This is a genomic window from Micromonospora sp. NPDC002296, assembly GCF_040296145.1.
In the GTDB taxonomy this organism is placed as follows: domain Bacteria; phylum Actinomycetota; class Actinomycetes; order Mycobacteriales; family Micromonosporaceae; genus Micromonospora.
In genome coordinates, this window is the sequence record NZ_JBEOWQ010000001.1 from 333,870 (window position 1) to 354,113 (window position 20,244).

17 protein-coding genes are annotated in these 20,244 nt (G+C 72.8%); 9 read left to right on the plus strand and 8 right to left on the minus strand.

Annotation, left to right across the window (positions count from 1 at the left end; all coding sequences use genetic code 11):
* Nucleotides 1-46: 46 nt before the first annotated feature.
* Nucleotides 47-1,255, minus strand: a complete 1,209-nt coding sequence (locus ABT023_RS01585) for an LOG family protein (RefSeq protein WP_350880502.1) — start codon at nt 1,253-1,255, stop codon at nt 47-49.
* A gap of 328 nt (nt 1,256-1,583) precedes the next feature.
* Between ABT023_RS01585 and ABT023_RS01590 the strand changes: the two genes are divergently transcribed.
* Nucleotides 1,584-2,012 carry a DUF3151 domain-containing protein gene (locus ABT023_RS01590; protein ID WP_350880503.1) on the plus strand — a complete coding sequence of 143 codons (429 nt, stop codon included), beginning with the start codon at nt 1,584-1,586 and terminating at the stop codon, nt 2,010-2,012.
* 58 nt (nt 2,013-2,070) lie between these two features.
* Here the strand turns inward: ABT023_RS01590 and ABT023_RS01595 are convergent, their stop codons facing one another.
* Together ABT023_RS01595 and ABT023_RS01600 are read right to left on the minus strand one after the other, a co-directional pair.
* Nucleotides 2,071-3,864, minus strand: a complete 1,794-nt coding sequence (locus tag ABT023_RS01595) for a MinD/ParA family ATP-binding protein (protein ID WP_502890565.1) — start codon at nt 3,862-3,864, stop codon at nt 2,071-2,073.
* Between the two features lie 892 nt (nt 3,865-4,756).
* Nucleotides 4,757-5,755 carry a diacylglycerol kinase family protein gene (locus ABT023_RS01600; protein ID WP_350880505.1) on the minus strand — a complete coding sequence of 333 codons (999 nt, stop codon included), beginning with the start codon at nt 5,753-5,755 and terminating at the stop codon, nt 4,757-4,759.
* Between the two features lie 122 nt (nt 5,756-5,877).
* Here ABT023_RS01600 and ABT023_RS01605 point away from each other — a divergent pair, with 122 nt between their 5' ends.
* From ABT023_RS01605 to purD, 3 genes are all read left to right on the plus strand, one after another.
* Entirely contained in the window at nt 5,878-7,167 is a 1,290-nt protein-coding gene (locus tag ABT023_RS01605; protein WP_350880507.1) for an adenylosuccinate synthase, read from the plus strand.
* 233 nt (nt 7,168-7,400) lie between these two features.
* On the plus strand, nt 7,401-8,312 hold the full coding sequence (locus ABT023_RS01610) for a type IV toxin-antitoxin system AbiEi family antitoxin domain-containing protein (protein ID WP_350880509.1): 912 nt from the start codon (nt 7,401-7,403) through the stop codon (nt 8,310-8,312).
* A 103-nt stretch (nt 8,313-8,415) separates the two neighbouring features.
* Nucleotides 8,416-9,666: a phosphoribosylamine--glycine ligase gene (purD, locus tag ABT023_RS01615; protein ID WP_350880511.1), complete on the plus strand. Its 1,251-nt coding sequence runs from the start codon at nt 8,416-8,418 to the stop codon at nt 9,664-9,666.
* A 340-nt stretch (nt 9,667-10,006) separates the two neighbouring features.
* Here purD and ABT023_RS01620 read toward each other — a convergent pair whose 3' ends face one another.
* The 4 genes from ABT023_RS01620 to ABT023_RS01635 all read right to left on the minus strand — a co-directional run bounded on the left by ABT023_RS01620 (nt 10,007) and on the right by ABT023_RS01635 (nt 14,674).
* The gene (locus ABT023_RS01620; RefSeq protein ID WP_350880513.1) at nt 10,007-11,251 is read right to left on the minus strand and encodes a serine hydrolase domain-containing protein; all 1,245 of its coding nucleotides are present in this window, start codon (nt 11,249-11,251) and stop codon (nt 10,007-10,009) included.
* 153 nt (nt 11,252-11,404) lie between these two features.
* Nucleotides 11,405-12,967: an AMP-binding protein gene (locus tag ABT023_RS01625; RefSeq protein ID WP_350880515.1), complete on the minus strand. Its 1,563-nt coding sequence runs from the start codon at nt 12,965-12,967 to the stop codon at nt 11,405-11,407.
* A gap of 38 nt (nt 12,968-13,005) precedes the next feature.
* The gene (locus ABT023_RS01630; protein ID WP_350880517.1) at nt 13,006-14,220 is read right to left on the minus strand and encodes an acyl-CoA dehydrogenase family protein; all 1,215 of its coding nucleotides are present in this window, start codon (nt 14,218-14,220) and stop codon (nt 13,006-13,008) included.
* 1 nt (nt 14,221) lies between these two features.
* A complete protein-coding gene (locus ABT023_RS01635; RefSeq protein ID WP_350880519.1) occupies nt 14,222-14,674 on the minus strand; it encodes an SCP2 sterol-binding domain-containing protein in 453 nt (150 codons plus the stop codon).
* Between the two features lie 74 nt (nt 14,675-14,748).
* Between ABT023_RS01635 and ABT023_RS01640 the strand changes: the two genes are divergently transcribed.
* From ABT023_RS01640 to ABT023_RS01660, 5 genes are all read left to right on the plus strand, one after another.
* Nucleotides 14,749-15,387, plus strand: coding sequence for a TetR/AcrR family transcriptional regulator (locus ABT023_RS01640; protein WP_350880521.1), 639 nt, complete (start codon nt 14,749-14,751; stop codon nt 15,385-15,387).
* A gap of 244 nt (nt 15,388-15,631) precedes the next feature.
* The gene (locus ABT023_RS01645) at nt 15,632-16,510 is read left to right on the plus strand and encodes an NBR1-Ig-like domain-containing protein (RefSeq protein WP_350880523.1); all 879 of its coding nucleotides are present in this window, start codon (nt 15,632-15,634) and stop codon (nt 16,508-16,510) included.
* Between the two features lie 263 nt (nt 16,511-16,773).
* Nucleotides 16,774-17,637 carry a peptidoglycan-binding domain-containing protein gene (locus ABT023_RS01650; RefSeq protein ID WP_350880525.1) on the plus strand — a complete coding sequence of 288 codons (864 nt, stop codon included), beginning with the start codon at nt 16,774-16,776 and terminating at the stop codon, nt 17,635-17,637.
* A 53-nt stretch (nt 17,638-17,690) separates the two neighbouring features.
* Entirely contained in the window at nt 17,691-18,473 is a 783-nt protein-coding gene (locus ABT023_RS01655; protein WP_350880527.1) for a peptidase inhibitor family I36 protein, read from the plus strand.
* Nucleotides 18,474-18,555: 82 nt separating this feature from the next.
* Entirely contained in the window at nt 18,556-19,488 is a 933-nt protein-coding gene (locus tag ABT023_RS01660; RefSeq protein ID WP_350880529.1) for a SpoIID/LytB domain-containing protein, read from the plus strand.
* A gap of 122 nt (nt 19,489-19,610) precedes the next feature.
* Here the strand turns inward: ABT023_RS01660 and ABT023_RS01665 are convergent, their stop codons facing one another.
* Nucleotides 19,611-20,228 carry a DedA family protein gene (locus ABT023_RS01665; protein ID WP_350880531.1) on the minus strand — a complete coding sequence of 206 codons (618 nt, stop codon included), beginning with the start codon at nt 20,226-20,228 and terminating at the stop codon, nt 19,611-19,613.
* Nucleotides 20,229-20,244 lie beyond the last annotated feature (16 nt).

Genomic DNA, 20,244 nt, shown 5'->3' on the forward strand with positions numbered 1-20,244 from the left:
ACGACGGCCGGCACCCGGGAGGGGCCGGCCGTCGTCGTCACGGGGTTCAGCCGGCGGTCAGCACCCGGACCGCCTCCCGCACGTCGTCGGTGAGGTGCACGGTGCCGGAGAGGTCACCGAACGGCGAGGCGGTCAGCAGCGGGCGCAGCAGCGCCTCGATCGGCAGCTCCGTCGTCCAGTAGGTCCGGTCCAGGAAGACGTACGCGCCGCTCGACCCGTCCGTGCCGTAGTACGTCTTCGTCGCCGCCTGGAACACCTCCTGCACGGTGCCGGCCCGGCCGGGCGCGAAGACGATCCCGCCCCGGGCCAGCCGCAGGATGGTGTCCTCCCGGATGGCGTTGGAGAAGTACTTGGCGATCCGCCCGGCGAACAGGTTCGCCGGCTCGTGCCCGTACAGCCAGGTGGGGATGGCGAGCCCGCCGGCTCGCGCCCAGTCCACGCCGGCCCCGCGCTGCTGCGGCACGTCCGGCGGCGCGCCGTACCGGGCCCGGACCTCCAGCGCGGTGGCGGTGTAGCGCTCGTGGTCGGTGAAGTCCGGCGCGGTCGTCAGCAGGTCGATCGCCGCGGTCAGCTCCTCGGCCGGCCGGCTCGACAGGTAGGCGCCCAGGTTGGCCGCCTCCATCACGCCGGGCCCGCCGCCGGTCACCACCAGCCGGTCGGCCCGGGCCAGTTCCCAGCCCAGCACCGCCGCCATCCGGTACGGCACGCTGCCCCTTCGGACGGCGTGCCCACCCATCACACCGACCACCGACTGCGGGCCGTGCGTGGCGAGCCAGGCGCGGGTGGCGTCGACCAGCGCGTTGTCCACGCCGTGATCGTGCAACCGCTGACCGAGCGCCTCCTTGACCTCGGGCAGCGCGCCGCCGTGCGCCCGGAAGTGCTCGTACACCCGGGTGTCGTACATGTTCGCGAAGCCGCCCTCGGCGAAGCCGGCGGCCAGTTCGTCGGGGGTGTAGAGGTGCGACGGCTGGGTCGGGTACGGCAGCCCGGAGAAGGGCGGCACCACGTTCGCACCGCGCCGGACCAGGTCGGCGCCCACCTCGCGGGAGGCGAAGCGGCAGCCGACGAAGAGGGTGCCGGTCACCTCCGTCCCGGTGAGGTCGGGGACCGGGTCGAGGTCCAGGCGTAGGCCCTGGACGGTCAGCCCGGTCAGGGTGCCGGTGGTCAACCGCTGTTCGAAGACGCTGCGGGTCTCGATCTCGGTGGCGCTGGTGTCGTGCGGGGAGATGACATCCGCTGGAGGTGGGGTCGGCACCAGCCCATCCTGCCCACCCGGGGCAACCCGCCAAACCCGCCCGCCGGGGCGCACCGCCGGCCCGCCGGTTCGGCGGTGCGCCGGCCTCCGGCCCCCGGGCTCCGCGCTCCGGACGACAGGAGCCCGGCGGCGAGGCCACCGGGCTCCTGCGTGACCGGTTCCTGGGGAGGCTCCGGACCAATAGTTGTAGTGGAGAACGTCTCCCGGCGGCATGGGCCGCGGGTCCCCCGGCTTGGGGCCACAGGCGTGACCGATGCCTCAACCGTTCAGCCAGGCGGGTCTGCCGACCCGCTCGCGCGGCGCAGAGCGAAGCGGGTTGAATGGGACGATGCAGAACCTGTTGCCTGAGCCGCCGGCCACCCTCCTGCCGGTCCACGACGAGGCCGACGCCACGCTCGCCGCCGCCACCGAGGCCGGCACCGACGAGGCGTACGCCGAAGTCGCGGCCCGTTTCCCGACCTACAGCGCCGGCTGGGCCGCGCTCGCGGGCCGCGCCCTGGCCGCCGGCCAGGTCGTCCCGGCGTACGCGTACGCCCGGACCGGGTACCACCGGGGCCTGGACCAGCTGCGCCGCAGCGGCTGGAAAGGGCACGGCCCGGTGCCCTGGTCGCACGTGCCGAACCAGGGCTTCCTGCGCTGCCTGTACGTGCTCTCCCGGGCCGCCGGCGAGATCGGCGAGGCCGACGAGGCGGCGCGCTGCGCCCAGTTCCTGCGCGACTGCGATCCCGCCGCCGGGGACGCCCTGGCCAGCGCCTGATCCCTGCGAGCCGGCGCGACGGCCGGCCCGGCATTTGCCGGACCGGCCGTCGCGCTGCTCAGAGCCCTTCGGCGACCGATGCGGCGATCTTCAGCCAGGCGTCCCGGGTTGCCGAGGAGAGCCCTCCGTACCGGATCGGCTCGCCGGTGTCGATCAACCGCTCGTACGGAGCCAGCAGCACCGCCCGGGTCCGGGCCGCGAAGTGTTCCTGGATGGCCGGCAGGTCGATCTCCTTGCGTGACGGCGGCATGGACACCACCGTCACCGCCTGCCGGACCAGTCGCTGCCGGCCGCTCTGCTCCAGGTGGTCGAGCATCCGGGCGGCGGTCTCCGCCGAGTCGTTCCGGGCCGACATGGTCACCACGAGTTGGTCGGTGGCGTCCATCGCGGCCTGCCAGTTCTGCGCCCGGACGTTGTTGCCGGTGTCCACGAAGATCAGCTTGTAGAACCGGCTGACCACCTCCCGGATCTCGGCGAACGCCGACGCGGTGAGCATCTCCCCACCGGTGGCCGACTCGTCCGAGGCGAGCACGTCGAACATCCCCTCGCCCTGCGAGCGGACGTACTGCGACAGGTCGCCGACCCGCCCGTGGGCACCCTGGAACTGGCCCAGGTCGCGCAGCATGTCGCGCACCGTGCGGGAGTGGAAGTCCTGCTGGGCGCGCATCCCGAGGGTGCCCTGGGTCTCGTTGTTGTCCCAGGCCAGCACGTACCCGCCGCGCTTCTGCCCGAACGTCATGGCGAGCAGCAGGATCGCCACGGTCTTGCCCGCGCCGCCCTTCGGGTTGACCACGGTCACCTGGCGCAGCCCGCCGAAGTTGCGGCGAACCATCTCGATGTCGTGGCGCAACTCCTGCTCGTGCCGCCCCGGCGGGAGCTTGATCAGCCCCGTCTTGTTCACCACGGCCCGTACGCCCATCGTGGCCACCGGGTCGGCCGGGCGGACCTGCCGGCGACGGGTGAAGTCCTCGGCGGTCGGCGCGGTTCCGAGGTCGGGCGTCCAGCCCACGTCCGGGTATCCGGGCGGCACCCGGGTGACCCCGTCCGCCTCCTGGTAGGGCGGGTGCGTCACCGGGGCCGCCGGCTGCTGGCCGTGCTGCGGCCAGCCCGGGGGATACCAGCTCGGCTGCCCCGCGTCGCGGGGCCCCGGGGCGGGCTGCTGTCCCGGCCCCCACCCCGCCGGCGGGCCCGTCACGGCCGCCGGGGGACCGGCCGCGTACGGGTCGACCGCCGGGGGACCGGCCGCGTACGGGTCGACCGCTGGGGGACCGGCCGCGTACGGGTCGACCGGAGTGCCGCTGGTGGCGGGCGGGTAGGGGGTCGGGGGCAGCGGCCCGGGCGGGTTCATCACCGGCGGGAACGGCCCGGGCGGGTGCACTGCGCTTCCCGCCGGACCCGGGGTCGTACGCCAACCGGCGTGCGGCCCCGGTCCCTCCGGCTCGGTCCCGCCCGGCTCGGTCCCGCCGGGCCAGCCGACCGCAGCCGTCCCGACCGCAGCCGTCCCGACCGCAGCCGTCCCGACCGCAGTTGTCCCGTCCGGACCCGGGCCTTCCTGCTCCGGTCCGCTCGTGCCGGAACGCCTCGGTGGCAGGGCCCACGGGGACTCGGCCGTCCCCCGCGCTCCGCCGTTCGACCCCGGCACCGATCCGCCGGCCGATCCGTCCCGCCCGTCGCCGTTCTCGGTAGCCCCGCTCTCGGCAGCCCCGTTCTCGGCCGGTCCGTCGCTCGCGCCCGGGTCGGTCCTCGCGGTCGGGTCGGTCCCCGGGGTCGGACCGGTCCCCGCCGTCGGGTCGGTCACCTCGGGGGTGGCCGTGCCGACCGTCGGCGGCACGGTCGTCGGAGGGACGGGCAGTGGGGAAACGGTCGTCGGCGGTGTCGACGGGTCGGCCGGATCCACCGGCCCACGGGCCGGGATCGGAGCCGGGTGCGCGGTGGCCGCCTGGTCCAGGGTGAAGGGCAGGTGCAGATCCACCGGCCCGGGCACCGGCTGCCCGGCCCGGGGGGCCGGCACGCCGCCTACGGAGGGCGGCGCCCACGCGGTCTCCGACGGCACCGGAGCCCACCCGTCCGGTCCGTTCGCCGGCCACTCGTCGGGCCCCGGTGCACTCTGCCCGTACCCGTGCCCGTACCCGTACCCGTGGCCCTGGCCACCCCCGGCCTGCCCGCCCTGCGGTCCGACCACGGGGTATCCGCCCTGTGGCCCGGCGGTGGCGGGGTACCCGCCCTGCGGTCCGGCCTCGGGATACCCGGACTGCGGCGCGACGGTGGGCGGGTACGCGTCCCGCTGCCCCGCCCCGGGCCGCACGGCCGGCGAGGCGGCCAACGACGGGTACGCGCTCTGCGCGTCAGGCCCCGGTCCGGGGACCGGTGGAAGGGGTGTCGCCTGCTGGGGTGTCGGCTGCTGAGGCGCATTCACGGCCCATGTCGGGCCGGAGTCGGCCGGCCCGGGATCGGTCGGGTCGGGCGGCCAGAGCGGTTCGATGTCCCGCTCCGGAGCTGGCTGCTGGCCGGGTACGTGGACCCGGTCGGCGTTGTCGTCCACGACGGTTCCTCCCCATTCCTCCTGCCGAGGATAGGCCCCGGGGCCGAGCCGCCGGCCATCGACGCGGATCTCCACCGGTCCGCGCCCCGAAGACGCCCTCCCCGGACACCCCAGCGTGCCAACGAATCGTCCGGCACGGTGGCCGTACCCGGCATGGTGGCCGTACCCGAAGCGGGCGCCGCCGGAACGTCGCAGCGGCTCCTCAGGCCGTCCAGACCGCCCAGGCGCCCGGCTCGGTCCACCACGACCGCTTCCGGCTCAGCTCCCCCTCGACCCCGTCGTCGAGGTAGGGCACCCGCTCGTCGCGCGGGATGACGGCCACCGCGCGCCCCCGCGCCCGGCGTACCTCGAACCGCATCCGCTTCCTGCCCAACGTCGAGCGGGTCACCACGGGAACGGCCACCGCCACCTCGACCACGCCGTCCGTCGGGTCTCCGGCGGTGAGCAGGGGAAGGCCGTCGAGCTGGGCGTATCCGCCCGCGTTGCCGATGGCGCAGGCCAGGAGGGGGTCGTCGCCCGCCGAGAGCACGACGTCGTCGACCTCGATCCGGCCCCGCCAGTGCAGCGGCCGGCCGGCGTCGTCGGCGGCGCCGAGCAGCGCGCCGTCCAGCGTCACCGAGCCGCCGTCGTTTCGCAGCAGGTCGAGCCGGCGGGGGGTGCCGTCCAGGATCGCGGCGGCCACGGCCGCCGGGTCGCGCGGCAGCCCGAGCTGCGCCGCCAGGTCACGCTGCCCGCCGCCCCGGGCCGGATCGAGCGGGAGTACGCCCACCGGCGGCAGGTCCGGCACCGTACGGTTCCCGGGCAGGTCGGCGGGGCGGCGGCTGGGCGGTGGGGCGTACCGCCGGACGAGCCGGCGCACGACGGCCCGCAACTGGCTGTCGCTGGCCGTGGCGACGACCAGCCGGGTCTTCGAGTCGGGATCGGGCCAGGTGAGCCCGTCGGGGCGGGGTGGGCCGTCGAGCCGTGCCAGCACCTCGTCGATCTCGGCGTCCGAGCATGCGGTAACGGTCTCCACCCGGGCACCCCGGGCGGTCAGCGCATCCGCGCAGGCCAGCACCGGCACCCGGGGAGTCTCGCACCGTTCCCCGGTCCGCTCGGGAGCGTCTCCGTCGGTGTCACCGCAGCAGGCCCCGCCGCTGCCGCAGCCCCCGCCGGGAGCGTCCCGCTCCGAGCCGAGGGTGAGCAGCACCACGTCGTACACGAAAGAATCTCCTGACTCTCGACGAACCCCTGCTAGTCCCGCCGCGACCTCTTGTTAGCCTGACACCCCGGGCTCGCCGACCGGTCGCCACCTGGCACCCGAGCCTTCTGGAGGCGGAAAAGATGCCAGCGATCGTGCTCATCGGCGCTCAGTGGGGCGACGAGGGCAAGGGCAAGGTTACCGACCTGCTGGGTGAGCGGGTCGACTACGTCGTGCGCTACTCCGGCGGCAACAATGCCGGCCACACCGTGATCACCCCTGACGGGCAGAAGTACGCGCTGCACCTGATGCCGTCCGGCGCACTCTCACCGAGCGCGATGATCATCATCGGCAACGGTGTGGTGGTCGACCCGAAGGTGCTGCTGACCGAGATCGACGGCCTCGCCGAGCGCGGGGTGGACGTGTCCCGGTTGCGGATCTCCGGCGACGCGCACCTGATCATGCCGCACCACCGGGCCCTGGACCTGGTGGTGGAGCGCTACCTCGGCAGCTCCCGGATCGGCACCACCGGCCGGGGCATCGGCCCGGCGTACGGGGACAAGGTCGCCCGGATGGGCATCCGGCTTCAGGACCTGCTCGACCCGGGCATCCTGCGCAAGAAGCTGGAGCTCGCGCTGCGCGAGAAGAACCAGATCCTGTTCAAGGTGTACAACCGCAAGGCGATCGACGTCGAGGCGACCGTCGAGGAGTACCTGGAGTACGCCGAGCGGCTCAAGCCGTACATCGCCGAGACCCGGGTGATGCTCTGGGACGCCCTCGACCGGGGCGAGACGGTCCTGCTGGAGGGCGCCCAGGCCACCATGCTCGACATGGACCACGGCACGTACCCCTTCGTGACCTCGTCGAACCCGACGGCGGGCGGGGCGTGCGTGGGCGCGGGCATCCCGCCGACCGCGATCAACAAGGTCATCGCGGTGAGCAAGGCGTACACCACCCGGGTGGGCTCCGGCCCGTTCCCGACGGAGCTGTTCGACGACAACGGTCAGCACCTGCGCAAGGTCGGCCACGAGTACGGCACGACCACCGGCCGGGAGCGCCGCTGCGGCTGGTTCGACGCCGTCGTGGCCCGGTACGCCTGCCGCCTCAACGGGGTCACCGACCTGGTGATCACCAAGCTGGACGTGCTCACCGGCCTGCCGAAGGTCCCGCTCTGCGTCGGGTACGAGATCAACGGCGAGCGCTTCGACGACATGCCGATGACGCAGACCGAGTTCCACCACGCGACTCCGATCTACGAGGAGCACGACGGCTGGTGGGAGGACATCACCAAGGCGAGGACCGAGGCCGACCTCCCGGAGAACGCGAGGCGCTACATCGCCCGCATCGAGGAGATCTGCGGCACCCGAGTCAGCATCGTGGGCGTAGGCCCCGGCCGCGAGGAAAACGTAACCCGCCACCCCCTCCTCCCCTAACCCCACCCCACCCCCACCACCCCACCACCCCGCCTCCCCGCCTCCCCCTCCCCGCCCCCGCCTGCGTTGATCATGAAGTTGTTGCCCGCCATCTCGGCGTGTCGCGGCAATAACTTCATGATCAACGCAGGCGGGGGTGGGGTTTTCCACAGGGCGGGGTGGGGGTTTTCCACAGGGGGTTTCGGGGGGCGGGTGGGGGGCGGGAATCTGGTTTTGTGGATGCGGTGGGGGTGGTGCGCCGGGTTGCCGCTGCGCAGGACGGCGTCGTGACGTTGGCGCAGGCGCGTGCCGCCGGTCTCACCGTGCACGAGGTGCAACGGTTGTGCCGCTCGGGGCGGTGGCGGGCGATCGCGCGAGGCGGTTACCTCGTGGACGCCGACCTGTACGACGGCGTCCCCCGGGCGGCCCGGATCAGGGCGGCGGTGGCGTCCTTCGGTCCGGGCGCAGCCGCTGTCCTCGGGACCGCCGCCGAGCTGCACCGGATCGCGGGGCTGCCCCGGTCCGACGCGATACACCTGTCCGTGCCCGGGGCGGTCGCCAGGCCGGCCCGGGCCGCGCATCCCGAGGTGGTCGTCCACCAGTTGGTGATCGCGCCGGGTCAGCTCGGATCGGTCGGGGGGATCGCGGCGACCGGGCCCCTGCGCACCGTCTCCGACCTCATCCTTCGTGAGGACCGTTACGCCGCCGTGTCCCTGCTCGACTCCGCGCTGAACCGAGGGCTCCTCGGGCCCGAGGAGTTGCGCCTGATCGGGTCCATGATCCGGGGGAGACGGGGAGCGGTCTCGGCCCGCCTCCACCTCACCGAGGCGGACGGTCGGGCGCAGTCGCCGCTGGAGACCCGGACGAGGCTGCGCTGCGTGGACGGCGGGGTGCCGCCCGAGGTGCTCCAGTTGGAGGTGCGTGACGCCGACGGTTACCTGCTCGGCATCGGTGACCTCGGCTGGCGTGCCGCGCGTCTGATCGCCGAGGCTGACGGGCGGGAGCCGCACAGCGGTCCGCAGGCGGTTTACGCCGACCGCCGACGCCAGAACCGACTCATCAACGCGGGCTGGCGGGTCCTGCGTTTCACCTGGTCGGACACCCTACGTCCCGACTACATCCCCTGGGCCGTCCGCCAGGCGCTCAGGGGCGTCCCGCTCCGGTGATCATGAAGTTGTCGCCCGCGACACGCCGGGCGGCCGACAACAACTTCATGATCAACGGAGGTGGGAGAGGGGGTGGGAGAGGGGGTGGGTAGGATTTCGGGTCGTGCGGGTACTTCTTTTGGGTGGTGGGGGGCGGGAGCATGCGCTCGCGCTCGGGCTCTGCGCGGATCCGGCCGTCGAGGGGCTGATCGCCGCGCCCGGTAACCCGGGGATTGCCGGGGTGGCCGAGTTGCGGGCGGTGGACGGCGCCGATCCTGCCGCAGTGGCCGCGCTGGCCGTGGAGACCCGGGCCGACCTGGTGGTGATCGGGCCCGAGGGCCCGTTGGTCGCCGGGGTCGCCGACGCCGTGCGTGCCAAGGGCATCGCGGCGTTCGGGCCTTCCGCGGAGGCCGCCCGGCTGGAGGGTTCGAAGACCTTTGCCAAGGACGTGATGACCGCCGCCGGCGTGCCGACCGCCCGGGCGTACACCTGCGCGGACGAGGCGTCCACCGCCGCCGCGCTGGACGAGTTCGGGCCGCCGTACGTGGTGAAGAACGACGGGCTGGCCGCCGGCAAGGGGGTTGTCGTCACCGACGACCGGGCCGCCGCGCTGGCGCACGCCGCCGAGTGCGGCCGGGTCGTTGTCGAGGAGTACCTGGCCGGCCCCGAGGTCTCCCTCTTCGTGGTCACCGACGGTGAGGCGGCGGTGCCGCTGTTGCCGGCGCAGGACTTCAAGCGGGTCGGCGACGGCGACGCCGGACCGAACACCGGCGGCATGGGGGCGTACGCGCCGCTGCCCTGGGCGCCGTCCGGCCTGGTCGACGAGGTGATGGCCGACGTCGTCCACCCCACCCTGGCCGAGATGCGCCGCCGGGGCACCCCGTTCGCCGGGCTGCTCTACGTCGGCCTGGCGATGACCGCCGCCGGCCCCCGGGTGATCGAGTTCAACGCCCGTTTCGGCGACCCGGAGACCCAGGTCGTCCTCGCCCTGCTGGAGACACCGCTCGGCGGCCTGCTGCACGCCGCCGCCACCGGCACCCTGGCCGACCACCCGCCGCTGCGCTGGCGCGACGGCGCGGCGGTGACCGTGGTGGTGGCCGCCGACAACTACCCGGGCACCCCGCGCACCGGCGACGTGATCACCGGTGCCGACCGTCCGGGCGTCATCCACGCGGGCACCGCCCGCCGGGCCGCCGACGGCGCGTTGCTCTCCGCCGGGGGCCGGGTCGTCTGCGGTACGGCCACCGGCCCCACCCTCGCCGCCGCGCGGGACGCCGCGTACGCGCTGGTCGGCGGCATCGGGCTGGCCGGCGCGCAGCACCGCACCGACATCGCCGCGGCGGCGGTCGACGGCCGGATCACAATTCCCCGCTGACCCGGCACCCCTCGCCTCCGGTTGACCGGTGAGGTGAGGGGGTGGCGGATCGCCTGCCGGCATCGAGGGCTACCGCGAGTACGTCGCGTCGCGGCTGGACCCGCTGCGCGCACGGCGTACCCGCTGTGCGGCGACTGGCACACGGCGGACGACCTGGCGTCGATGGCGCTGGTCCGGCTGTTGCGGCACTGGCGACGGGTCTCCGCGATGGACAACCCGGACGGCGCGGTGCGGTCGGCGAGCGACGGGGCCGCCCGGCACCCGGCCTGACCTTGTACCAAGGAACCGTGGGTCGGGTCGGGTCGAGTCGGGGGCCGTCGGGGCGACCGGCGGGGGTGGGTCAGACCATGCCGAGGGCGGCGCGGATGACGGCCTGGGCGGTGGCGCTCAGCTCCTCGCCCTTGGCGTTCGTCGCGGTGATCGAGTACTCCACCCGGAACCGGCCGTCCCGGGTGGAGGCCACGGCGGCCAGGTAGCCGAACCGGGAGCCGGTCTTGGCCCACAGGGTCTCGCCGTTCGGCAGCGGCGTGGCGGTCAGCCCGGCGCTGTACCGGGCCGGCCCGCCCTCGACGTCGTCCACCTGCGGGAGGGTGAACATCTCGGTGAGCTGAGGCTCCGGCACCACCCGGCCGGTGAACAGCGCCGTGATGAAGGTGTCCAGGTCGGCGAGGCTGGAGATGACGTTCCCGGAGGCCGGGGTGAAGGTCTGGCTCCAGGTGGTCGCGTCCACCAGCTCGGTCGCCCCGCCGCGCACCACGGCCTGGTAGCCGTGCGCGTGCGGGCCGCGGATGCGCGGGTCGTCGCCCGGCGCGTACGTGTCCCGCAGGCCGAGCGGCCGGGCGATCCGCCGGTCCAGCTCCGTGGCGTACGAGTGGCCGGTGACCTTCTCGATGAGCAGGCCGGCGACGATGTAGCCCATGTTGGTGTAGTGCTGCTTCTCTCCGGGCTCGAACTCACGGTCGTTGTCCAGCCCGCGCCGGACGATCTGCTCGGGGGCCCAGCGGTCGTACCGGTGGGCGAGCTGCCACTCGACACCGCCCGGCATCGTCGGGCTGGGGATGCCGTTGGTGTGGTCGAGCAGCTGGCGGACGGTCACGGTCGGGTAGTCGGCGGGTAACAGGCCGGGCAGGTATCCCTGCACCGGCCCGTTCAGGTCGACCCGCCCCTCGGCGGCGAGCTGGAGCACCAGGGCGGCGGTGAAGACCTTGGTGGCGCTGCCCACCCGGAACCGCGCGTGCGGCGGAACCGGGGACTGGGTGCGCAGGTCCCGTACGCCGCTGGTGCCCGTCCAGCAACCCTCCGGGGTGGTGATCCGCACCTGGGCGCTGGTCGCGTCGGCGCTGGGCAGGCCGGCGATCGCCGTCCGGAGAGGGCTGGGGTCGAGGGTGCCGGGCCGGCATCCGGCGCCGCCCCGGCCGAGCGCCGCCGTCCCGGCGCCCACGGAGCCGGCAGCCATGGCGGCGGAGCCGGGGGCGGGGGTGTCGGCGGTGCGCGGGGCGGCGGAGGCCGTGCCGGGGGCGGTGACGGTCAGCAGGGCACCGAGTGCGGTGGCGACGAGGACGGTCCGGCGATTCGTGGTTTTCATGCGGTCGAGCCTGCCCGCCGGGGGAGCCCGGGGCATCCGGGAGAGTCACCCGGCGCACCCCGGTCGGCGGCTCGGGTGGGTCCCTGGTGCGCCCGGTCCACGGCCGGGGAGAACCCCTGGGCAGTGCTGGTGGCGCGGTCGGGCAGGACCCGGTCAGTCGTAGTAGCGGCGCAGCTCGCGGTTCAGCACCTTGCCGGTGGCGTTGCGCGGCAGGTACTTCACGAAGACCACGTCCCGGGGCACGGAGAACCGGGCCAGGTAGTGCCGGACGTACTCCCGGACCGCCTCCGGGTCCAGCGTCTCGCCGGGGTGCAGGGCGAGGAACGCGGCCAGTCGCTCGCCGTACTCCGGGTCCGGCACACCGATCACGGCAGCCTCCCGGACCTGGGGGAGCCGGGCGATCAGGTCCTCCACCTCGGACGGGAAGACGTTCTCCCCGCCGGAGACGATCATGTCGTCGGCTCGACCGTCGACGAAGAGGAGCCCGTCGACGCCGACCCGGCCGAGGTCCCCGGTGTCCAGCAGCCCGTCCCGGCTCTCCCGTCCCGCCCCCGAGGTGTAGCCCTCGAACAGCATCTCGTTGCCCACGAAGATCCGGCCGACCCGGCCGTCGGGGACCTGCCGCCCCTCCTCGTCGAGGATCCGCAGCCGGGTTCCGTGCGGCGGTCGGCCGGCGGTGGTGGGGGCCCGTCGTAGGTCGGCGGGGCCCGCGATGGACGCCCAGGAGACCTCGGTGGAGCCGTACAGGTTGTAGAGGACGTCGCCGTAGGCGTCCATGAACCTCGTGGCCAGCCCGCCGGGCAGCGCGGAACCGCTGACCGCGACCACCTTCAGCGGCGGCCTCCGGCCGGGCGGGGGCACCTCCATCAGCCGCTGCACCATCACCGGCACCGCGAACATGGCGTCGCAGCGCTGCGCCACCAGCGCGTCCAGCGTGGCGGTCGGGTCGAAGCGGCGGTGCAGCACGATGGTCGCCCGCAGCGCGAAGCAGACCTGGAGGGCGGCGTACCCCCAGGTGTGGAACAGCGGAGCGGCGATCAGCACGGTGTGCCGGACGTGCAGCGGGATGCGGTCGATGATGGACACCAGCGGGCCGAAGCCGTGCGGGGTGGGCCGGCGGGCCCCCTTGGGCGAGCCGGTGGTGCCGGAGGTGAGCACGATGGTCCGGCCGTCGCGCGGCGGCGGCCGGAGGTCGCCGGGCTGCGCCCACGTGACCAGCTCCTCCAGCCGGGCCTCGTCGACCCGGTGCAGCTCGGCGGGGAGGCCGGGGAGCCGGTCGGCGAACTCGGCGTCGTGCACCAGGACCTTGAGCGCCTGCTCCTCGGCGACGGTGGCGAGCTGCGCGGCGGAGAGCCCGGAGTTGACCAGCACCGCGTCCGCGCCGAGCAGGGTGGTGGCGACCATGGCCTCGATCAGCCCGTGGTGGTTGCGGCAGAGCAGCCCGATCCGGTCCCCGGCCTGGACGCCGAGCACGTCGCGTAGCGACTTCGCCAGCTGCTCGGCCCGGTCCAGCAGATCCCGGTACGTCAGCTCGGCGCCCAGCTCGTCGACGACGGCGGTGCGGCCCGGGTCCCGGGCGGCGGCCTGGCGCAGCTCGCCGGCGAGGCTCCAACCCCACCTGCGCAGCGCGCCGAGCTGGGAGGCGATCCGGATCGGCCGGCCCGGGGTGAGCAGCCCGCGCCGGGTCAGCGTGGCGACGACGAACGGCAGGTCCATGCACGGCCTCCTTCGGCGGTGCGCGTTCCGGCGGCGGGTCAGCGGATGTGCATGCCGGAGATGGCCCGGGAGATGACCAGCCGTTGGATCTCCGAGGTGCCCTCGAAGATGGTGTAGATCTTCGCGTCCCGGTACCAGCGCTCGACCGGGTGGTCCCGCAGGAAGCCGGCCCCGCCGAGCAACTGGACCGCCTTCTCGGTGACCGACACGGCCACCTCGCCGGCCTTGAGCTTGGACATCGAGCCCTCGCCGGCGGTGAACGGGCGGTTGTTGCGCCCCATCCAGGACGCCCGCCAGACCAGCAGCCGGGCCGCGTCGATCTCCATCCTCATGTCGGCCAGCGCGAACGCGACGGCCTGGTTCTCGATGATCGGCCGACCGAACTGGACCCGGTCCTTCGCGTAGTCGAGGGCGTACTCGTAGGCGGCCCGGGCCACGCCGAGCGCCTGCGCGCCGACGGTGGGCCGGGACAGCTCGAAGGTGCGCATCGCGGCCTGGCCGGAGGCGCGCCGGCCGGAGCGGGCCCGGTCGAGCCGTTCCAGGAGGGCCTCCCGCCCGCCGAGCAGGCAGCGGCCCGGCACCCGGACGTCGTCGAGGAAGACGTCCGCCGTGTGCGAGGCGCGCAGCCCCAGCTTGCGCAGCTTCCGGGTGGCGCTCAACCCGGCGGTGCCCGGCGGTACGACGAACGCGGCCTGGCCGCGCGAGCCGAGTTCCGGGTCGATCGAGGCGGTGACCACGTGCACCCCGGCGATCCCGCCGTTGGTGGCGTACGCCTTCTGCCCGCGCAGCACCCACTCGTCGGTGGCCTCGTCGTAGACGGCCCGGGTGCGCATCGCGCCGACGTCGGAGCCGGCCTCCGGCTCGGTGGTGCAGAACGCCGCGACGGCGGGCGAGTCGACGTCGCCGAAGCACTGCGGGACCCACTCGACGAGCTGGTCGGGGGTGCCCGCGCCGTAGATGGCGGCCACCGCGAGGGAGGTGCCGAAGATGCCCAGGCCGATGCCGGCGTCGCCCCAGAAGAGCTCCTCGCTGGCGATCGGGAGGGACAGGCCGGTGGGGTCGGCCCAGCAGGTGGCGAGGAACTCGAAGCCGTACAGGCCGACCTTCGCCGCCTCCTGGATGACGGGCCAGGGGGTCTCTTCCCGTTCGTCCCACTCGGCGGCGGCCGGGCGCACGACCTCGGCGGCGAAGCCGTGCACCCAGTCCCGCAGGTCCCGCTGTTCCTCGTTCAGGTCGAGCGAGAACTCGGCCATGTCAGGCCTTGGGGATGTCGAACAGGTTGGCGATGTTGGCGGCCAGGCCCAGGTCGCCCTTGGCCTTCAGCTTGCCGGTCATGAACATCATGACCGGGTTGGCCCCGCCGGAGACGATCTTCAGGAACTCGACCGGGCCCATGGTGAGACTCAGCTTCGGGTCGTGCTGCGGGGTCTCGTTGACCACGCAGGCGCCGTCGGCGATGGCGATCTCGTACGCGTCGGTGCCACCGTCGGGGCGGCCGGTGATGTTCCAGTGGATCACCGCGTTGGTGGCGCCGGCCCGGTCGGCGCGGAACAGCGAGGGCATCCGGCCGAAGACCTCGCTCAGGACCTTGCCGCGCAGGTCGCCGGACATCACCTCGGCGATCTTGTCGTCGGGGGTGGACTTGACCAGCTGGGCGAACTCCTTCGGGCCGTAGTTGGCGAAGTTGGCCGGGTCGAAGTCGGTCATGGGAGATGCACCTCTCGGGCGGCGAATGTGGTTACTCAAGCGTAACCTTACGCATGAGTAGGTATGCTCGCAAGGTGTCCAGCACCCCCACCTTCAAGCGCCTGCCCCGGGCCGTACGCGAGCAGCAGATGCTCGACGCGGCCGTCCGGGTCTTCTCGCGGCGCGGCTTCCACGCGGCCAGCATGGACGAGATCGCCGAGGCCGCCGGCATCTCCAAGCCCATGGTCTACGCATACCTCGGCACCAAGGAGGAGCTCTTCGTCGCGTGCCTGCACCGCGAGGGCACCCGGATGACGGAGGCCATCGCCGGGGCCGCCGCCCCCGACCTGGACGCCGACGAGCGGCTCTGGCGCGGGCTGCGGGCGTTCTTCGGCTTCGTCGGGGCGCACCGGGACGGCTGGGCGGTGCTCTACCGGCAGGCCCGGGGCTCACAGCCGTTCGCCGGGGAACTGGCCGCCATGCGGGCCCGGCTCGTGGAGGTGGTCGCCGGGATGCTCGACCACGCGCTGCGCGCCCGGGGGCGCGAGGTGAGCGCAACGGACCTGGAGGTCGTCGCGTACGCGCTGGTCGGCGCGAGCGAGTCGCTCGCCGACTGGCTCGCCGACCACCCGGAGGCAGACCCGGAGAAGACCGCCACCCGGATGATGAACGTCGCCTGGCTCGGCGCCGACCAACTCCTGCGCGGCAGCACCTGGCGTCCGCCGCAGCGGTAGCCCGGCGGGACCGCGATGGAACCAGAAGGAGGCCCCGCCTCATGGCGGGGCCCTCAGTTCGACCGGCGGCCGCGAGGGTGCGAACACTACGTCGGGAAAGACCCTTTACCAGCGACCTCCTTCAATGTGCCGGGACCGTCGCGCCCGGTATCGTCAGCCATGACGATGATGGCCGTCGAGGCCCGTTCGGTATCTCTTGCACCGCCCTGACAACACCGACGACGGCGTCTGACATGGGGGACGGATGGAAGACCAGCGTGCTGCCGCCGAGTCGATCCAGGACGGCTTGGCCGCCGAGAGGTTCGCCGATCAGTTGCGAAAACTGCGGACCGACGTGGGCAACCCGTCATTCCGGAAGATGGCCGGGCGGTCGGGCCGCATCTCGCACACGACGCTGCACGAGGCTGCCGCCGGGACCAGGTTTCCCTCGTGGGAGACCACGCGCGAGTTCGTCCGGGCCTGCGAGGCGGACGAGGTCCAGTGGCGGCGCCGATGGGAGGATGCGCAGAGACCGGGGCCGGGACACTCCGTTGCGGACGGCGACCTGACGCCGGTCAGCACCGATTCCTCGGCCGCGGAGCACCCGCAGGCGGCGGCGGAGGACGAGGTCACGGGCGCGCGACGGCACCGGTTGCGGTGGCTCGCCGTCGTGGTGGCGGTGGCGGTGGTCGCGGTCCTGGGCGTCACCGTCCGCGGCCTGTGGTCCCCGGACGGCTCCGGCGCCATGGCGGCGTCGCCGTCATCGGCAGGATTCTCGGACGCGTTGATTCCCGGGGACTCCAGCCAGTTCGTCGCCGACGTCACCATTCCCGACGGTACGCGGGTGAAGGTGAACGCCCACTTCGTGAAGGTGTGGGCGCTCGCGAACGTGGGATCGGTCGCTTGGCACAACCGCTTCCTGGCGCGGATGAACCCCACCGGTGACGATGACGGTTGCCAGGTGCCGGATCGGGTGGCGATCGGCGACACGCCGCCCGGCGAGCAGGTGATGATCAGTGTTCCGGTCACCGCCCCGAGCCGCCCCGGGAAGTGCTGGGTCGGCTGGAAGATCGTCGACGAGCACGGGCGGGCCTACTTTCCCAGCCGCCGGCCGATATTCTTCATGGTCACCGTCACCGCCTGACTGCGTCTGGCGGCAGCCGCGGTCAAGCCCGGCGAACCGCCGCCCCGGTCGATTTTTCGGGCCCCGGCTCGCCCCGACCGGTGTCAGAGTGCGCATGTTCGATGTAAGTCCCTGGCGGCACCCAAGCTGACAACACTGAATTCGCCGAGGTCGATGACGTACTCGCGGATCTGACAGGACAGCGGGGTACCGAACAACAGATTCCTTCTCGCAGAGTGATGTTCGTTCCGAACGCGACTCACTACCTACGAGGAGGATCGACCATGCGCCATCCCTGGTTAGCCGTCGGGCTCGCCGCCCTCTGCGTGGCCAGCGGCGTTCCGGCCCATGCGTGGGCCGCGACATCCGGCGGCACAGCGCAGCGGACCGTCACCACAGCCGGGCGGCCTGTCGTGGACATGGAGGCCACCGTCCTGGCCGCCCAGATCGACCCCCGTCGTTCCGACGACACGCTGACCCCGGGCGCGAAGAGTTCCGTGCTCGCCGTCGAGCAGGCGCTCCAGGCCCAGAACCTGCTCAAAGCGCAGTGGGTCGACGGCTACTTCGGCACCGAGACCATCTCCGCGTATGCGGCCTACCAGCGCTCGCTCGGCTACACGGGCCTGGCCGCGAACGGGCTGCCCGGCACGACGTCGCTGACGAAGCTCGGGCAGAACCGGTACACCGTCGGCAACACGATCGGCCCGGGCACGAGGGTCCAGCGTGACGGGTACGTCGTCGACGCCCGTACTCAGGCGATGCTGGCCGAGGCGCAGCGTCTGCTCGGTCACACCCTGGTGCTCGAGCAGGGCTCGTACAACGTCGGGGGCGACCCGACCTCGGCCGGTACGCACGACGGCGGGGGCGTGGTGGACATCGCGGTCACCGGCATGACCGCGGCCACGCGTACCGCCGTCGTGCGGGCTCTACGCCAGGTCGGCTTCGCAGCCTGGGTCCGTAACCCGAGTCAGGGTGACTGGCCGTGGCACATCCACGCCGTGGCGATCAACGACACGGACCTGTCCAGCCAGGCACAGCACCAGGCCGGCGACTACCACCTCGGCATGAACGGCCTGGCCGACCGTGGTCCGGACGACGGCCCCCGGATTCCGATCAGAACCTGGGAGCAGTACCAGCGCGGGCAGTGACCCGCTTCCGACCCGATCCACCAACCATCGCTCACTGTCCACGAGAGGACACCATGAACATCCGCAAGAGTCTCGCCGTCGTCGGCGCCGCGCTCGCCATGACCACCTCCATCGTGAGTGTCGCCTCGCCGGCGTCGGCGGCGGCCCGGGACGGGGTCTGCGACAGCGGCGAGTTCTGCTACTACTACAACAGCGACCAGGCTGGTTCGATCTCGGACTTCACTGATTCGCTCGGTGACTACGGCACGACCCAGCCGTCGTGTTACGAGTTCAAGGGTGCGGGCAACGGGCAGGGCGTGTGCGTGAAGAACAACGCCGCGTCGGTGTGGAACCGTACGGGCAAGACGGTGCGGGTCTACTTCAACAGCAACTTCGCCGGTGCGAGCCAGGACTTCGCGGCCGGGGCGGAGGGGAACCTCAACGCCACGCTGAAGAACAACAACGCCTCGCACGACATCGGCGGTTCCGACGGCGGCACCTACCCGGCCGACCCGCGCGCGGCCGAGGCTGTCGCGTTCGCGAGGGCGCGGCTCGGGCACACCGACTGGAACAACCAGTGCGAGCTGTTCGTCGAGCGGGCGTTCGGCACCAGCGGCCGGTTCGCCACGGCGCTCACGCACTACAACTGGCAGAAGAGCAACGGGCGTATCCACACCGGCTCGGTTCCGCCTGCCGGAGCGGCGGTGTTCTTCACGTCCACCACGTATGCCGGGCACGTCATGCTCTCGATCGGCGGCAACAGCGCCATCAGCACCGGACCGAGCGTCTACCAGACCAATTCGTTCCGGCAACGGTCGGACTACCTGGGCTGGGCCTACGTCCCGAGCGGCTGGTGACCCGGCATGCGCTTGCACGTGCACCTGAGCAGCGCCCGGGCCAACTTCCAGCACATGCTCCACGTCTGATCGGCGGCGGCGAATGACCATCCTGAGAAGAGTTCCGGGCATTCTGGCCGTCCTGGTGGTGGCGCTCGCCGGCGTCGCGGTGGCGCCGGGCGCGGCGTCCGCCGCCGGCCGGGACGGGGTCTGCGACAGCGGTGAGTTCTGCTACTACTACAACAGCGACCAGGCTGGTTCGATCTCGGACTTCACTGATTCGCTCGGTGACTACGGCACGACCCAGCCGTCGTGTTACGAGTTCAAGGGTGCGGGCAACGGGCAGGGCGTGTGCGTGAAGAACAACGCCGCGTCGGTGTGGAACCGTACGGGCAAGACGGTGCGGGTCTACTTCAACAGCAACTTCGCCGGTGCGAGCCAGGACTTCGCGGCCGGGGCGGAGGGGAACCTCAACGCCACGCTGAAGAACAACAACGCCTCGCACGAGCTGCTGGGCACGGGCGGGCCGACGGGCTGCACCACCGACGGCACCGACAGCAAGCTGCCGAGCACCATCCTCGTCTACCGGGTGGGTCTCGGGCGGGTCGACCGGGTCGACTTCAAGACGTACGTCAAGAACGTCCTCCCGAACGAGTGGGTGACGAGTTGGCCGAACGCCTCGCTGCAGGCCGGTGCCGTAGCCGTCAAGAGCTACGGCTGGTACTGGGCCCTGCACTCGACCCGGAAGACCCCCGGCGGACAGTGCTACGACGTCCGTGACGACACCGCCGACCAGGTCTACCGGCCGTCGTCGGCGCAGGCGTCGACGTCCTCTGCGGTGGACAGCACCTGGTCGACCCGGATGACCCGGAGCGGCAACATCCTGCGGGCGCACTACTGCGCGACCACGACCGCGTGCGGTGGCTGGGTGACCGGGGACTGGATGTCGCAGTACGGCTCGCGTGATCTCGCGAACGCGGGCAACAACTACCAGGCGATTTTGCACTACTACTACAGCAACGTGGTTGTCTCCTGACGTCACGCGCAAACCGCGCCGCCCGCCGCAGATCCGCGACGGGCGGCGCGCTCGGGGCTGCGGCCCGTTACGGCGCCACCCGTGCTCGGCCGGCTGGCTGTAGCGGCGATGAGCGTTGTCGTTCAACTCCGGCCGGCGGCGCGGCGGTGGGCGCGGCGCCGCAACTGGCGGATCGCCTCCAGCAGCCCGGTGATCGCGAACGACAGCCCGACGCCCGCCAGCACACCCGCGACGGGATTCCGTTCGAAGGCCAGCCCGCCGAAGTAGCCGAGCAGCCCGCAGTAGACCGCCCAGGAGCCGGCGGCCAGGGCGTCGAAGAGCAGGAACGACCGCAGCGGGTACCGCACGGCGCCCATCGTCAGGGTCACGGCCGTGCGCCCGCCGGGCACGTACCGGGCGGTCATGAGGATGACGCCGCCGCGCCGGTCCACCGCCCGGCGGGCCCACTCCGATCCGCTCCGTCGGCGGCTCTCCGCCGGCAGCCGGGCCAGCCGGTGCGCGCCGCCGCCCCGGCCGATGGCGTACGACAGGTTGTCGCCGGCCAGCGCGCCGACCGCCGCCACCACGATCACGGCGGTCAGGTCGGGTTGCCCGCTCGCCGCGAAGACCCCGGCGGTGACCACGACCGTCTCGCCGGGGACCGCCGGGAAGACGGCGTCCACCGCGGTGACCAGGAAGATCACCAGATAGACCCACGGCGAGGTGACCGTGTCGTGGAGCAGGTCGAGCACCGACTGCATGCCCTTCATGCTCTGC